At 40.8% G+C, this 15920-nt stretch carries 14 protein-coding genes; 13 read left to right on the plus strand and 1 reads right to left on the minus strand.

Going from position 1 to position 15920, the window contains the following annotated elements:
• Positions 1-115: 115 nt before the first annotated feature.
• The 11 genes from ilvB to H0Z36_RS00905 all read left to right on the plus strand — a co-directional run bounded on the left by ilvB (position 116) and on the right by H0Z36_RS00905 (position 12933).
• Complete coding sequence (ilvB, locus tag H0Z36_RS00855; RefSeq protein ID WP_296862977.1) at positions 116-1798, plus strand: biosynthetic-type acetolactate synthase large subunit; 1683 nt, start codon at positions 116-118, stop codon at positions 1796-1798.
• Positions 1799-1803: 5 nt separating this feature from the next.
• Positions 1804-2292 (plus strand): acetolactate synthase small subunit, encoded by a 489-nt coding sequence (ilvN, locus tag H0Z36_RS00860; RefSeq protein ID WP_296862979.1) that lies wholly within the window; start codon positions 1804-1806, stop codon positions 2290-2292.
• Between the two features lie 35 nt (positions 2293-2327).
• Complete coding sequence (ilvC, locus tag H0Z36_RS00865) at positions 2328-3341, plus strand: ketol-acid reductoisomerase (RefSeq protein WP_296862981.1); 1014 nt, start codon at positions 2328-2330, stop codon at positions 3339-3341.
• 72 nt (positions 3342-3413) lie between these two features.
• Positions 3414-4946, plus strand: a complete 1533-nt coding sequence (locus tag H0Z36_RS00870; RefSeq protein WP_296862983.1) for a 2-isopropylmalate synthase — start codon at positions 3414-3416, stop codon at positions 4944-4946.
• 80 nt (positions 4947-5026) lie between these two features.
• On the plus strand, positions 5027-6286 hold the full coding sequence (gene leuC / locus H0Z36_RS00875; protein WP_296862985.1) for a 3-isopropylmalate dehydratase large subunit: 1260 nt from the start codon (positions 5027-5029) through the stop codon (positions 6284-6286).
• Between the two features lie 35 nt (positions 6287-6321).
• On the plus strand, positions 6322-6825 hold the full coding sequence (leuD, locus tag H0Z36_RS00880; RefSeq protein WP_296862987.1) for a 3-isopropylmalate dehydratase small subunit: 504 nt from the start codon (positions 6322-6324) through the stop codon (positions 6823-6825).
• Positions 6826-6853: 28 nt separating this feature from the next.
• Complete coding sequence (gene leuB / locus H0Z36_RS00885; RefSeq protein WP_296863353.1) at positions 6854-7933, plus strand: 3-isopropylmalate dehydrogenase; 1080 nt, start codon at positions 6854-6856, stop codon at positions 7931-7933.
• Between the two features lie 21 nt (positions 7934-7954).
• The gene (gene cimA / locus H0Z36_RS00890; protein WP_296862989.1) at positions 7955-9538 is read left to right on the plus strand and encodes a citramalate synthase; all 1584 of its coding nucleotides are present in this window, start codon (positions 7955-7957) and stop codon (positions 9536-9538) included.
• Between the two features lie 263 nt (positions 9539-9801).
• Entirely contained in the window at positions 9802-10107 is a 306-nt protein-coding gene (locus H0Z36_RS00895; RefSeq protein WP_296862991.1) for a hypothetical protein, read from the plus strand.
• 180 nt (positions 10108-10287) lie between these two features.
• Positions 10288-11250 carry an NDP-sugar synthase gene (locus H0Z36_RS00900; protein ID WP_296862993.1) on the plus strand — a complete coding sequence of 321 codons (963 nt, stop codon included), beginning with the start codon at positions 10288-10290 and terminating at the stop codon, positions 11248-11250.
• 165 nt (positions 11251-11415) lie between these two features.
• Positions 11416-12933 carry a methyl-accepting chemotaxis protein gene (locus H0Z36_RS00905; RefSeq protein ID WP_296862995.1) on the plus strand — a complete coding sequence of 506 codons (1518 nt, stop codon included), beginning with the start codon at positions 11416-11418 and terminating at the stop codon, positions 12931-12933.
• A gap of 48 nt (positions 12934-12981) precedes the next feature.
• Here H0Z36_RS00905 and H0Z36_RS00910 read toward each other — a convergent pair whose 3' ends face one another.
• Positions 12982-13548 (minus strand): hypothetical protein, encoded by a 567-nt coding sequence (locus tag H0Z36_RS00910; RefSeq protein ID WP_296862997.1) that lies wholly within the window; start codon positions 13546-13548, stop codon positions 12982-12984.
• Positions 13549-13652: 104 nt separating this feature from the next.
• On the opposite strand from H0Z36_RS00910, the gene H0Z36_RS00915 reads away from it, so the two are divergent.
• Both H0Z36_RS00915 and H0Z36_RS00920 read left to right on the plus strand, forming a co-directional pair.
• On the plus strand, positions 13653-14906 hold the full coding sequence (locus H0Z36_RS00915) for an NAD(P)/FAD-dependent oxidoreductase (RefSeq protein WP_296862999.1): 1254 nt from the start codon (positions 13653-13655) through the stop codon (positions 14904-14906).
• A gap of 174 nt (positions 14907-15080) precedes the next feature.
• Positions 15081-15908 (plus strand): MoxR family ATPase, encoded by an 828-nt coding sequence (locus H0Z36_RS00920; RefSeq protein ID WP_296863354.1) that lies wholly within the window; start codon positions 15081-15083, stop codon positions 15906-15908.
• Positions 15909-15920 lie beyond the last annotated feature (12 nt).

The raw sequence follows: 15920 nt of genomic DNA on the forward strand, positions 1-15920 counted from the left end.
AATAAAAAATTTTCAATATCAAAACTATTTAATAAAAATTAAGCTTTGATTAACCTGTTTTTAAATATTAAGAGGCATAATTTAAAAGCGGGGAGAAGAAAGTGGAGGTGAGCCTGTGAAATTAAAAGGAGCCCAGATTTTACTGCGTTGTTTGGAAGAAGAAGGGGTAGATACCATATTCGGATATCCAGGTGGAGCAGTTCTTCCGATATATGACGCGCTTTATGATTCAAATATAAGGCATATTCTGGTACGCCATGAACAGGGAGCAGCCCATGCAGCAGACGGATATGCGAGGGCTACAGGCAAAGTGGGGGTATGTATAGCTACTTCAGGGCCGGGAGCAACTAATCTGGTTACCGGCATAGCCACTGCTTATATGGATTCGATTCCTCTAGTTTGTTTTACTGGACAGGTAGCAACCCATATGATAGGCAAAGATGCCTTTCAGGAAGCGGATATAACAGGGATTACCCTTCCCATTACCAAACACAATTATCTGATAGAAAGAACTGAAGATGTGGCAAGGGTGGTAAGGGAAGCTTTCTATATCGCACGGACTAATCGTCCAGGACCGGTAGTTGTAGATTTGCCCCGTGATGTTATGGAAAATGTAATCGATTATGAGTCTGATAAAGAAGAAATCTGTATAAGAGGATACCGGGTTATGAAAGGATTTAACTCCGGGCAGGTTATAGCAGCAGTTGATTTAATCAGAAAAGCAGAACGACCTGTAATTTACGCAGGTGGAGGAGTGATTTCCTCAGATGCATCCTTAGAACTTAGAGAACTGGCAGAAAAAAGGAAAATACCTGTAACTACTACTTTAATGGGGATGGGAGCTTTTCCTTCCAATCATTATCTGTCCTTAGGTATGCTAGGAATGCATGGCACCCGCTATGCCAATTATGCTATTTCGGAAAGCGACCTTATTATAGCAGTAGGGGTAAGGTTTGACGATCGTGTTACTGGTAAGCTGGATGATTTTGCTCCTCATGCCCGGATAATTCATATAGATATAGATGCAGCTGAGATAGGAAAGAATGTGGATGTAGATGTTCCTATTGTAGGGCAGGTAAAAGAGGTTTTGGCTGCAATAAACCAGCGCTTGGATTCCGTAGAAGAATACACTGAGTGGCATAAGACGATTGACCGCTGGAAAGATGAATATCCGCTGGTTTACGGAGCCCCTTCCGAAGAAAGGATTATGCCGCAGCATATAATCGAAGTTATATCAGAAATAACCCAGGGGAAAGCCATAATTACAACCGAAGTAGGCCAAAACCAGATGTGGGCTGCCCAGTATTATAAATTCAAATATCCGCGAACATTTATCAGCTCAGGTGGATTAGGAACGATGGGATTTGGTTTCCCCGCTGCCATCGGTGCCAAGGTTGCAAGGCCTGATCTTCCGGTTTTTGATATAGCCGGAGATGGCAGTATTCAGATGAATATTCAGGAACTGGCAACCGCAGTGCAGTATAAATTGCCGGTCATCATATGTATACTGAATAATCAATATTTAGGCATGGTAAGACAGTGGCAAGGATTATTTTATAAAGGCCGCTATGCTTATACTGATGTTAGCCACCAGCCTGATTTTGTCCGGCTGGCAGAAGCTTATGGAGCTGTCGGAATGAGGATTAAGGATTCATCTGAAGTGGAAAAGGCTATAAGAGAAGCCTTAGAAATAAAAGATCGTCCGGTTGTTATAGATTTTTGGGTAGAACGCGAAGCGGATGTTTATCCTATGGTTCCGCCCGGGAAGTCACTTATAGAGATGTTAGGGGGTGACTGATTAATATGAAAAAGCACATATTATCAGTTACGGTAGAAAATAAACCGGGGGTTTTAACCAGAGTAGCTACATTGTTCAGACGAAGAGGCTATAACATAGAAAGCCTGGCAGTAGGTGAAACGGAAAATCCCAGCATTTCACGCATGACGATAGTAGTAAATGGCGATGACCGCATTATTGAACAGGTTACTAAACAGCTTTATAAACTGGTTGATGTAATAAAGATTGTTGACATTTCAGAAGAAAAAAGGGTGGAAAGGGAACTAGTCCTTATAAAAGTTAAGGCTGATGCGACAGTGAGGACAGAGATTGTGCAGATTGTAGAGATTTTTAGGGCCAGGATTGTAGATATAGGCCGCGATTCTTTAATTATTGAAGCGACAGGAGATTCGGGCAAGATTGATGCTATTGAGGATTCTTTGAGGCCTTTTGGCATAATAGAACTAGTGAGGACAGGCAAGATCGCCATGGTGAGGGGCGGATCTAGAGGTTAAAAGATAAAAATTGATAATAAGGAGGAATTTTAAAAATGGCTAAAATGTATTATGATGCTGATGCTAATTTAGATTTACTTAAAGGTAAAACTATTGCAGTAATAGGATATGGTTCTCAGGGACATGCCCAGGCTCAAAATCTTAAAGATAGCGGACTTAATGTGGTAGTTGGTTTGAGAAAACCCTTTGACGCAGCAACCGAAGCTGAATGGAATGCGGTTATTGAAGCTGGACTTACCCCGATGACCGTTGCTGAAGCAGCAGAAAAGGGTGATATTATTCAGATTCTAGTTCCTGACCAGATTCAGGCTGCTGTTTATGAAAAGGAAATTAAACCATATCTTAAAGAAGGAGATGCATTAGGTTTTTCTCACGGCTTTAATATTCACTATGGGCAGATAGTGCCGCCTGATTTTGTAGATGTTTTTATGGTTGCTCCCAAGAGCCCGGGACATCTGGTTCGAAGAATGTATACTGAAGGAGCAGGGGTTCCTGGTTTGGTTGCAGTAGAACAGGATTATACCGGAAAGGCTAAAGAAATTGCATTAGCTTATGCCTGTGGTATAGGGTGCACCAGGGCAGGGGTTATCGAAACTACTTTTAAAGAAGAAACCGAGACTGACCTTTTTGGAGAACAATGTGTGCTCTGCGGAGGGGTAACTGAACTGGTCAAGGCCGGTTTTGAAACCCTGGTTGAAGCTGGTTATCAGCCAGAAATAGCATATTTTGAATGTCTGCATGAGCTCAAACTCATAGTTGACCTTATGTATGAAGGCGGCATGAGCTATATGCGCTACTCTATAAGCGACACTGCCGAATGGGGAGACTATATAACTGGCCCTAAGGTTATCGGAGAAGAGTCAAGAATAGCTATGTATGAGGCGCTTAAAGATATACAGGAAGGAAAATTTGCAAAGGAATGGCTCCTTGAAAATCAGGTAGGAAGACCTCAATTTAATGCATTAAAGAGGCAGAACAGCGAACATCTCATTGAAAAGGTGGGCAGAGAGCTTAGAGATATGATGCCCTGGCTTAAGAAAAGCAAGTAAATTCAAAAGAGGGGTGATATTTTTCACCCCGCTTTTTAAAATAATGAATTTCGTTTGCAAAGGAGGGGTATTGTGGCGAATAGTGACCGCATTTATATTTTTGATACTACTTTGAGGGATGGGGAACAGTCACCTGGTGTAAGCCTCAATGTCGATGAAAAGTTGGAAATAGCCCATCAGCTTACCCGTCTGGGAGTTGACATAATAGAAGCTGGATTCCCTATTGCCTCTCCTGGAGATTTTGCGGCAGTTAAAAAGATTGCTGATAATATAAAAGGAGCAGTGGTGGCAGGATTGTGCCGTGCTAATTTTAAAGATATAGATCGCACCTGGGAAGCAGTAAAAGGAGCAGAAACACCCCGTATTCACACTTTTATCGCTACTTCTGACATACATCTTAAATATAAACTGCAAAAGAGCAGGGAAGAGGTTTTGGAGCAGGCAGTAGAGGCAGTAAAGTATGCTAAAAAGTATTGCAGTGATGTGGAATTTTCCGCTGAAGATGCTTCAAGAAGCGATATTGATTATTTGGCTCTGCTGATTGAAAAGGTTATTGAGGCAGGAGCAACGGTGGTAAATCTTCCTGATACTGTAGGTTATGCGGTGCCAGATGAGTTTGGCCTTTTTATCAGGACAATTTGTGAAAGAGTTCCCAATATAGATAAAGCAATCATAAGCGTTCACTGCCACGACGATCTGGGTTTAGCGGTGGCTAATACTATGGCAGGGATTATGAACGGTGCAAGACAGGTAGAATGTACAATTAATGGCATAGGAGAAAGGGCAGGCAATGCTGCTTTAGAGGAAATTGTAATGAACCTGTATACCCGCCGCAGCTTTTATAAGAAAGATATTAATATAAATTATCAGGAAATTTACCGAACTAGCCGCTTAGTCAGCACTTTAACCGGAATGCCGGTGCAGCCCAACAAGGCAATTGTAGGGCAAAATGCGTTCAGCCATGAATCAGGTATTCATCAGGATGGGGTTTTGAAAGAAAGGTCTACTTATGAAATCATGAGTCCGGAACTGGTAGGAGTAAAAAGCAGTAAACTGGTTTTAGGCAAACATTCCGGACGCCATGCATTCAGGGAGCGTTTAAAGGAGCTGGGTTATAAGCTGACAGAAGAAGAGCTGGAAAAGGCTTTTGTTAAATTTAAAGACATTGCTGACAAGAAGAAAGAAATAAGTGATGATGATTTGGAAGCTTTAGTAAATGAACAGGTAAGGGCAGTTCCGGAGAGATTCAGCTTAGAATACCTGCATATTTCCAGTGGAACCAGCATAGTTCCAACTGCTACGGTAAAGCTTAATATCGAGGGTAATATACTGGAAGCTGCCTCTACAGGTGATGGACCAGTCGATGCAGCATGTCATGCCATAGATAAGATAACTGATATTTACGGCAAGATGCATGATTATAAATTAAACTCCATCAGTGGAGGTAAGGATGCTTTAGGAGAAGTTATCGCCAAGATTGAGATTGACGGCAAGCTTTATACCGGTCGAGGCTTAAGCACAGATGTAATTGAGGCAAGTGTTAAAGCTTATATAAATGCTATTAACAAGTATTATTATGAAAAACAGCTTAATCGAAGTTCTTGATTTAAAAATTGGGGATGGTTCCCAAACTGAATTTTTGGTTACCTTTTTGAAGAGAACGGAAAAAGGAGGAGTTAAGGAAAATGGGAATGACGATAACCCAGAAGATATTAGCCAAACATGCAGGTAAAGATTATGTAGAGCCGGGAGAACTTATAAACTGCAAGGTTGATGTAGTCTTGGGGAATGATGTTACCTCCCCGGTAGCAATTGCGGAGTTCAACAAGTTAGGGGTAGATAAGGTTTTCGACAAAGAAAGGATTATGCTGGTTCCTGACCATTTTACCCCTAATAAAGATATAAAATCTGCTGAACAGTGCAAAACAGTGCGGGAATTTGCCCGGAAATATGAGATAAAAAATTATTTTGAGATTGGACAGATGGGGATAGAGCACTGCCTTTTACCTGAGCAGGGATTGGTTTTACCAGGTGACCTTATTATAGGGGCTGACTCTCATACCTGCACTTATGGAGCTTTGGGAGCATTTGCCACCGGGGTAGGGTCTACTGATATGGCAGCTGCTATGGCGACCGGAGAGGCATGGTTCAAAGTTCCGGAAACTATCAAATTTGTTTATTATGGAAAGCTCCCGGAATGGGTGAGCGGAAAAGACCTTATTCTCCATACTATAGGAGATATAGGGGTCGATGGTGCACGCTATATGTCGATGGAGTTTACCGGAGAGGTAATAAAGAATCTTTCCATGGACAACCGCTTTACCATGGCTAATATGGCTATTGAAGCAGGTGGAAAGAATGGAATAATTGAACCGGATGAAATAACTTTAGCTTATGTAAAGGAAAGGGCTAAAAGACCTTTTGAGGTTTATCAATCAGATGAAGATGCTAAATATTTTGAAGTCCGGGAATATGATGTTTCAAAACTTGAACCGTTGGTGGCTTTCCCTCATCTTCCGGAAAACGTAAGACCGGTAAGCGAGGCTGCTCATGTCTCCATAGACCAGGTGGTTATCGGTTCATGTACCAATGGAAGAATTGAAGATTTAGAGATTGCGGCTAAGATTATGAAAGGGAAAAAGGTGCATCCGGAAGTAAGGGTTATTATTCTTCCCGGAACTCAACAGATTTATTTGGAAGCAGTACGCCGTGGATATATCGAAATCTTTATTGAGGCAGGTGCAGCAGTAAGCACACCTACCTGCGGACCTTGCCTGGGAGGTCATATGGGTATTTTGGCTAAGGGAGAAAAGGCTTTAGCTACTACTAACCGCAACTTTGTAGGACGGATGGGACATCCGGAAAGTGAAGTGTATCTTGCAAGCCCGGCAGTAGCTGCGGCCAGTGCGATAACAGGCAGAATCACGCCTCCCTGGGCAGTTTAATCGATTTTGAAGATGATAAGGAGGGGTATGAGAAAATGAAGTTTACCGGCAAGGTTTATAAATTTGGCGCTGATATAGATACTGATGCAATTATTCCCGCTCGCTATCTCAATACATTTGATCCTGTTGAGCTTGCCAAGCATTGTATGGAAGATGCGGATCCGGAGTTTCCTAAAAAGGTACAGCCGGGGGATATAATCGTAGCTGATAAGAATTTTGGCTGTGGGAGTTCGCGTGAACATGCTCCTATAGCAATAAAGGCAGCCGGAGTATCCTGTGTTATTGCCAAATCTTTTGCGCGCATTTTTTATCGTAACAGTATAAATATAGGCTTGCCTATATTGGAATGTCCGGAAGCAGTTGATGCTATAAGCGAAGGTGATGAAATAGAGGTAGAATTGGAAACCGGTAAGATAAAGAACCTGCGTACCGGAGAAGAGTATAATGCTACTCCTTTTCCGGCTTTTATGCAGGAAATAATGGATAAAGGCGGTTTAATTGATTATGTAAAAGATAAACTGCAGAAAGAAAAGGCTTAAATAAAATATACAGGAAAGGGTGCGTATAATGTATAAGATTGCAGTTTTACCAGGAGATGGTATTGGAGTAGAGATTGTACCTGAGGCTATTAAAGCTTTGGAAGCGATTGGCGACAGATTTGGACATAAATTTGTTTTTAAAGAAGCACTGGTAGGAGGAGCTGCTTATGATGCAGTGGGACATCCTCTCCCTGATGAGACTTTAGAGCTTTGTCAATCTTCCGATGCAGTTTTGTTGGGAGCCATCGGCGGACCTAAGTGGGACGACCTGCCGGTGCACCTGCGTCCGGAGGTGGGAGCACTTCTCCCTCTGCGCAAAGAGTTGGGGCTTTTTGCTAATTTAAGGCCCTGTATGCTTTTCCCTGGATTGATTCATGCTTCTACTCTTAAAGAAGAGGTCATAGAAGGGGTAGATATTTTAGTAGTAAGGGAACTTACCGGTGGGCTTTATTTTGGAGAAAAAACCAGGGAAAAGACAGCTGATGATGGACAGAAGGCTACTGATATATTAAGCTATTCTACCTATGAGATTGAGCGGGTAGTCCGCTTTGCCTATGAAGCAGCCCGCAAGCGCAGAAAGAAGCTGTGTTCGGTTGATAAAGCCAATGTTTTGGAAAGCTCAAGGCTCTGGAGGGAAACGGTTACTGAACTTTCCAAGGAATATCCGGATGTTGAAACAGTTCACATGTATGTAGACAACTGCGCTATGCAGCTTATCCGTAACCCCAAACAATTTGATGTTATAGTTACCGAAAACATGTTTGGAGATATATTAACTGATGAAGCTTCTATGCTTACCGGCTCTATCGGTATGCTTCCCAGCGCTTCTATCGGTGGAGAGGTTGGGCTTTATGAACCTGCTCACGGAAGTGCACCGGATATTGCCGGGCTTAAAAAAGCTAATCCTTTAGCTACTATTCTTTCAGCTGCTATGATGCTGCGCTATTCTTTTGATTTGGAAGAAGAAGCAAAGACAGTTGAAGCGGCAGTAAGGCAGGTATTGATGGAGGGGTATCGTACTCCGGACCTTATGGAACCCGGCAAAATTGAGCTTAATACTGAACAAATGGGAGATAAAGTAGCAGAGAAAATCAGAATGATGAAATAAAATGAGTGTAAAGGAGGAAAAATGATTGGGGATAAAAGGTTTGATGTAGCAATTTATGATACTACTCTGCGCGATGGTTCCCAGGGAGAAGGAATTTCTTTCTCTCTGGATGACAAAATAAAAATTGCTAAAAAACTCGACAGTTTAGGAGTTGCTTACATTGAGGGAGGATGGCCGGGAAGCAATCCTAAAGATCTGGAATTTTTCCGGCAAGTAAGAAATCTGGAGTTTGAAAATGCCCGGATAACTGCTTTCAGCTCTACCCGTAAAGCAGGAATACCTATAAAACAGGATAATAATATAAAAACCCTCTTGGAATCAGGCGCTAAAACAATTGCTATATTCGGAAAGTCATGGGATTTTCACGTTACAAGGGCTTTAGAAACCACACTCGAAGAAAATCTTAAAATGGTAAGGGATACCGTATCTTATCTTAAAGAACGCAATTTGGAAGTAGTATTTGATGCAGAGCATTTCTTTGATGGTTATATAAATAATTCGGATTATGCCTTGTCTGTTTTAAAAACGGCAGAAGAGGCTGGAGCAGACTGGGTTGTTTTATGCGATACCAATGGAGGTACTATGCCATGGGAAGTTGAAAAAATAGTTTTAGAAGTTAAAAAACATATAAATGTGCCTTTAGGAATACATGCCCATAATGATTCAGCCTGTGCGGTGGTTAATTCCCTCATAGCGGTGAGGGCAGGCTGCCGCCAGGTGCAGGGGACTATGAACGGTTTTGGAGAAAGGTGCGGCAATGCTGACCTGTGTGCGGTGATTCCCAACTTAGAGCTCAAGATGGGAATTAGGTGCCTCCCGGAAGGCAAACTTAAGCATTTGACTGAAGTTGCCCACTATATAAGTGAAATTGCTAATATGCCGCATTATAATAATCAGCCTTTTGTAGGTTATGGCGCGTTTGCCCATAAAGGAGGGGTCCATGTAAGCGCCCTTTTAAAGGATTCTCTTACCTATGAACATATTAATCCTGAAGATGTGGGGAATCATCGGCGGGTTTTAGTTTCGGAGCTTTCAGGATTGTCCAACCTGCTTTACAAAGCGAAAGAATTTAATATGGATATAAACAACTATGACGCTAAAACCCGGGAAGTTATAAAGAAAATCAAAGAACTTGAAAATCAAGGATTTCAGTTTGAAGGTGCCGATGCTTCTTTAGAACTGCTCTTGCGCAAAGGTTTTGGCGAATATGAAGATTTTTTTAAACTTAACAACCTAAAGATAATACTGGAAAAGAGCGAGGAAGACAGGATAACTTCAGAGGCTATGATAAAGATTACAATAGGAGATAAGACTTTCCATACCGCGGCTGAAGGTGATGGCCCCGTTAATGCACTGGATAACTGCCTGCGAAAGGCTTTGACTGAGGTTTATCCGGAAATAAGCGAAATGCACCTTACCGATTATAAAGTGCGCGTTTTAAACGGAAATGAAGGAACTGCTGCTAAAGTAAGAGTACTCATTGAATCTTCTGATAAGACAGGTAAGTGGAGCACAGTAGGCGTTTCCGAAAATATAATTGAGGCTTCCTGGCAGGCTTTAGTAGACAGTATAAACTACCTTTTGATGAAAAGAAGAATACAGTAATTCAGCAAAGAACAGCACCCGCTTTTTTGTCTACGGGTGCTGTTTAAATTGGTTTGATTCTTTTTGAAAGAAAAGAGAAAAATTGGTTTAGGCTTAAGGATTAAATCTGAAAAACATAATTTTATTTTATAGATAGGCATAAAATTATTAAGTTAGACTTATTTAGAGGAATATTTTATCATAAATTTACATATTAATACATAATATGTAGATTAATCCTCATTCTGCCGGGAGCAGAATGAAAAGAAAAGGGGTTTTTGATTATGAAGGAGGATAAAAAAAATATAAGCAACTGCTATCGGGCTCTCTTAGCCCAGGTAAATTATTTGGATGGCATTTCCAATAAGAAACAGGATGTAAAGGATTTGTATGAAGAACTAAGTATTTTAGCATTTTATATTATGGAAGATGACTATGAAAGCATTATGAGAACAATAAATGAGATTAAGGAGTTGAGCCGAAAAATCGAAGAAAGTTCTTCTCAGGGAAAAGAGAAGACTTCGGCTTTTAATTTGATTTTGCAGGAAATTAAAACTCATTTAGATTATCTGCTGCTCCAATATGCCTGAATATAATAAGAATAAAAGCAATTAATTTATCTTTGCCTGATTTGAGAGCAGGATGGACCTGCTGTTTTTTTATGGGCTTATTTTTTGAAAGTTTTTACATTATTAAAGGGGCTGACCCGAGGCTGCTTTAAATGGTATAGTAAATTAAAATGACTGGAGTTTTTGGGGGAGGATGAGGAAATGAAAGCTATGATTATGGCGGCTGGAGTTGGTTCCAGACTTATGCCGCTTACCGCTAATATTCCTAAGCCGATGATACCGATGGGAAATCGCCCTTTAATGGAGAGTATAGTAGACCTTTTAAAAGAACATGGTTTTAAAGATATTATTGCTAATTTGCACTATCATGCTTCTATGATATTGAACCATTTTGGAGATGGTGAAAATTTTGGAGTATCTATGCATTATTCGGAAGAAGAAGAACTTATGGGCACGGCAGGGGGAGTTAAAAGGTGTGCGTGGTTTTTGGATGATACCTTTGTTGTGGTCAGCGGCGATGCTTTAACCGACATTGATTTGACCCGACTTTTAAATGAACATCAAAAAAGAGGGGCTTTAGCTACTATTGCCATAAAGGAAGTAGAGGAAGTAGAAAGATTTGGAGTAGTTATAACCGATGGAGATGGCAGGATAAGAAGCTTTCAGGAAAAGCCTAAAAAAGAAGAGGCTTTAAGCCATTATGCCAATACGGGGATATATATTTTTGAACCGGAAATATTTAAATACATACCGGAAAATGAGTTTTATGACTTTGGGAAACAGGTATTTCCTCATCTTGTAAATATAAAAGCACCTTTTTATGCCGTGCCGGTTGATGACTACTGGTGTGATGTGGGAAATATTGAGACTTATCATAAAGCTAACATTGATGTTCTGGAAGGGAAGGTCAAAATAAAGGTTAACGGAAATATTATAAACACTGGGAGAGGGAGAATACTTGCAGGTAGAGAGACTTTTTTAGATCCGGAAGCTCGAATCAGCGGAACTTCGATTATAGGTGACGGCTGCAGGATAGAAGCAGGGGCAGTTGTACATAATGCGGTTATATGGGACGGAAATGTTGTGGAGAAAAATATGGTCTTAAAAGATTGTGTCTTAGGGCATGGGTGCCTTATAGATTGTAGAGATTTGGTCGGAAAATAGAAATTTTTTTGAAAAAACAGTCGGAAACAAAGTCCGACTTTTTTTTTATTTATTTTATATTGAATTTTTGTATAAATGAACTTCTATTAGAATAATTTGTCAATAAAGCAGGAATTTATAATTTAGAAGCGAATTTAACCAAAAATTAACTTGGGGGTAGAAGGGATGAGAGATAATACACTTCTTACTGAAAATATGTTGAAAAGCCACCGGCGGATGTTTATTGCTACGATTATAATTACAGTGCTGGCCAACCTTGCTACATTAGGGATTTACTTCAGTGGAACCGGTTCGGAATCACTCGCCTTGAACAAAATATTGCAGGAGATTGCCATGGCATCGGCAATAATTTTTGCAACTTATCTTTTGGTGAAAAAAAATGCAGCCAGGGGAATAAGCAAGTATCTTACCGTTTTGATGGTAGGGATTATTATGTTTTTGTTTGATTGTGTAATGCATGGCTCAAAAGAGCTTTTTGCCAATCTATATCTGGTTATGGGCCTCAGTATTTTGTATTTCGACGTTCCGCTTACAGTTTTTGCTACTGTTCTTGTATTTGTTCTGCATACAGCGTGGATAATACTTTTTCCCCAAGTTATCCCGGAAGGTAATATAGGAGCTACTTTAGGGGTAAGATATTTTTGCTTCTTATGGTTTGGTATTGCAGCTGGGATAATTGCCAATGTAGCCAGAAGACTTTTATTAAAATCAATAGAAAATAAAGATAAGGCTAACAAGCTGGCTGAAGAGTTAAGAAGAGCAGGGAGAGATGTTGCACTCAAGGCTGATATGCTTAAAAATTCCTCTCAGGAGCTTTTGACTTTAGCAGAGGAAACCGGAGAAACGGCAAGGCAGGTTAATGCCAGTGCAGAGCAAATGGCTGAGGCAGCAACTGAAGAAGCTAATCATGCAGGAAAAACGGCTGAAATGGTAAAACAGGTGGTAAATGCTTTAGAAAGTGCCGGAGAAGATATAAATCAAGTTACAGTTAAGTCCCAGGAATTTAAGGAAATAGTGGAACAGGGGCTTAATGCTTTAGACCGGCAGAACCGGTATATGCAGGAAGGAAGCAGTGTGCAGGATTCGGTAAACCGGGCCGTTTATATGCTTAACCAGAAGTCGGCTCAGATTGTAAATATAGTAGATCTCATAAGCGGAATAGCCGACCAGACGAACCTTTTGGCTTTAAATGCGGCTATTGAGGCCGCCAGGGCAGGAGAAGCCGGAAAGGGATTTGCGGTAGTGGCAGAAGAGGTACGCAAGCTGGCGGAAGAATCAAGACAGGCTACCCAAGATATTGCTAGCCTTATAAATCAAATCCAATCCGACATGGAAGCTGCAGTTAAAGAAATAGAAAAATCCAACCAGGTAACCAGCAAGCAGTGTGAAGCAGTTGAGGAAAGCCAGGCCCTTTTCAACCGCATTGGGGAGGGCGCGCGCCTGATTGACAGGGCTATTCAGGAAGTATCAGCGGTGTTGCAGGAGGTTTTAGCTTCCAGCAATGAAATGGTGAATGAAGTTGAATTAATATCCTCTTCTACTGAGGAAGCAGCAGCCGGCAATGAAGAGATAAATGCACTTATAACTCATCAGACAGAGGCGGTAGAAAAGATAATTGAAATGATAGCAGGCTTAGAAAAGGCTGTCGATGAGCTGCACCGAATGGCGGAAGAACTGAAATGAAAATTTAAACAGGGATGGCTGTTTTCCATCCCTGTTATTTTTGAGGCATTATTTATTCGAATGTGACTTCGTAAGCTCGGAAAACTGTTTGTCTAAATCTTTCATATCCTGTTTGGTAATCTGCTCCATCGCTTCCGGGGCGGTTGGAGAAAAACTTATGATGCGCCAGCCGCCTTTTTCATAAATTAAAATAGCAACTTCCATTCCCTGTTCTTTCCCTTTTTCAACAAAGCTGTACGCTACCACCGCACTGTTTTTTTCTCTTTTTGAGTATTTTTTCTGTATTTTAATGCTGAGGTCGGAGGGGATTTTGTTTTTGCTTTCTATTTCAGTTATTATCTCAGTAATTTCTTTTATGATTTTATCCCGGTTTTTAATGAGCTCCTCCGGGGAATAAGACTGATACTGCGGCAGAAACTGTACTGCCCAGAAAACACTTAAATTTTGAGCTGCAGCAGCGTAATCCCGGTTAAAATAAGCAGTATAAAAATCTTCTACTGCATTTTCTGCCGGTGAAGTGTCGACAAAAGCGGCATAATAATACATAAGGGCTAAAATTGCTACAATTACAAAATAGATATATCTAGGTACTCCGTTAGCAGCAGTTTTGTTCAATTTTATTACCTCCAGATCAGTGTTGCATATAACAAAAATTGTAACAGATAAAATCCTGCTAGACAACAAAAATAGAACAAAAATAAAGTAAGGAGGGTAATCGTTTGGCAGAAATAGGCGTGATTGGAGGAGGGCCGGCCGGGATGATGGCAGCAATCACCGCAGCTAAAGCTGGTTCTAAGGTGGTTTTGTTCGAAAAAAAACCGCGGTTGGGCAGCAAGCTTAGGATTACAGGCAAGGGTAGATGCAACATAACTTCGGCGGAAGAAGACTTACAAAATTTCATTTCTTCTTATCCAGGCAACGGGCGTTTTTTGTTCAGCGCTCTTCATGAATTTTCTAACTACGATCTTATTCGTTTTTTAAACGGATTAGGGGTTGAAACAAAGGTAGAGCGGGGAAAAAGGGTTTTCCCGGTTTCGGATGATGCAGATGAAGTGGTTAATGCCCTAAATTCTGAACTTAAAAGGATAGGGGTTAGAATAAGGCTTTCATCAGAGGTTGAGGATGTTTGCGTTGAAGGAGGCAGGGTAACCGGGATAAAAGCAGAAGGGGAGTTTTTCCCTTTTGATGCGATTGTTATTGCTACTGGAGGATTGTCTTATCCGGGGACGGGTTCGACCGGAGATGGCTATCGTTTTGCTGAAAAGGTTGGTCATAAAATAATTACACCTTTTCCCGGACTAGTGCCTTTAGTGGTGGAAGAAGCCTGGGTAAAGGATTTACAGGGATTAAGCCTTAAAAATGTAAGGGCTGCATCTTATACCATGAAAGGAAAAAAAATAAATGAAGAATTTGGTGAGATGCTTTTTACTCATTACGGCCTTTCCGGTCCTATAATCTTAAGCATGAGCCGCGATATAGTAAGCTGTTTGCGGGAAAAAGGGGGGAAGGTTAAGGTTTTTATTGATCTGAAACCGGCTTTAGATGAAGAAAAACTGGACAAGAGGCTGCAGAGGGATTTGGCTAAATATGCAAGGCGCCGGTTTAAGAATGGCTTGGATGATCTTTTACCCGGAAAGCTTATTCCGGTGATAATAAATTTAAGCGGAATAGATAAAGAAAAACCATGTCATCAAATAACGCGTGAGGAGAGAAGAAGGCTTTTAGAGCTTCTTAAAAATCTTAACTTTACTGTAAACGGAACCAGGCCGATAGCAGAAGCCATAGTTACTGCCGGGGGAGTGAATGTGAAAGAAATTAATCCCAAGACCATGGAGTCCAAACTGATAAAAGGATTATTTTTTGCCGGAGAAGTGATTGATGTTGATGGATATACAGGAGGATTTAACCTGCAGGCAGCTTTTTCTACCGGTTTTGTAGCCGGGAAATATGCACATAAGATAAATAATCGGTAAATTCCTGCTGTTAGTCATTAAAGAGATTCTTTTCACATTGACGATAAAAGATATTTTTGCTAACATTTGATTTAAAAATGTATAATTAATAGATGAATATTGGGGGAATGGAAAGTGGTAGAAAAAATAAAAATATACCGTGGTTCATCTGACTATATAGTTTCTGAAGAGCTTATGAACAGTGTAAATATTGCGATTGCGTTGCAAAAACCGCTTCTTTTAAAAGGAGAGCCGGGAACCGGAAAGACCATGCTGGCGCAGAGTATTGCTGATGCGCTGGGATTAAAGCTTATTATATGGAACATAAAATCTACCACCAAGGCTCAGGAAGGCTTATATGTTTATGATACGGTGCAAAGGCTTTATGACAGCCAGTTTGGCGAAGGAGATGTTTCCGACATCAAGCAGTATATTAAATTGGGCAAATTGGGAGAAGCGTTCGTTTCCGACGAACAGGTAGTCCTTCTGATTGACGAAATTGACAAGGCTGACCTGGAGTTCCCCAATGACCTCTTGTGGGAATTAGACCAGATGAGTTTTTATATCCCGGAAACGAAAGAAACGATTACGGCTAAACATAGACCTATAGTAATAATAACCAGCAATGCGGAAAAAGAGCTTCCGGATGCCTTTCTTAGAAGGTGTATTTTCCATTATATAGCTTTTCCTGCCCCGGAAGAAATGGAAAAGATAGTTCGGGTTCATCATCCCAACATTGAAAAGAAGCTTTTAGAACAGGCCATGGAAACCTTTTATATGCTGAGAAGCATCCCGAATATTCAGAAAAAACCCAGCACCAGCGAACTGATCGACTGGCTGCAGGCTTTGGTAGTAGGCGGTATTAAACCAAGCAAAATTAAGCAGGATCTTCCTTTCCTGGGAGTTCTGCTTAAGAAGAATGAAGATTTAGATTTGGTATTAAATGAGGTATATAATAAAACTAGAAACAAGAATGCCAACTCTACTTATATTGGGAGCTCAATCAACCGTTTTCGGGTTTAAGCTCTAGTTAAA

This window comes from Thermosyntropha sp., from assembly GCF_017656155.1.
Taxonomy (GTDB): domain Bacteria; phylum Bacillota; class Syntrophomonadia; order Syntrophomonadales; family Syntrophomonadaceae; genus Thermosyntropha.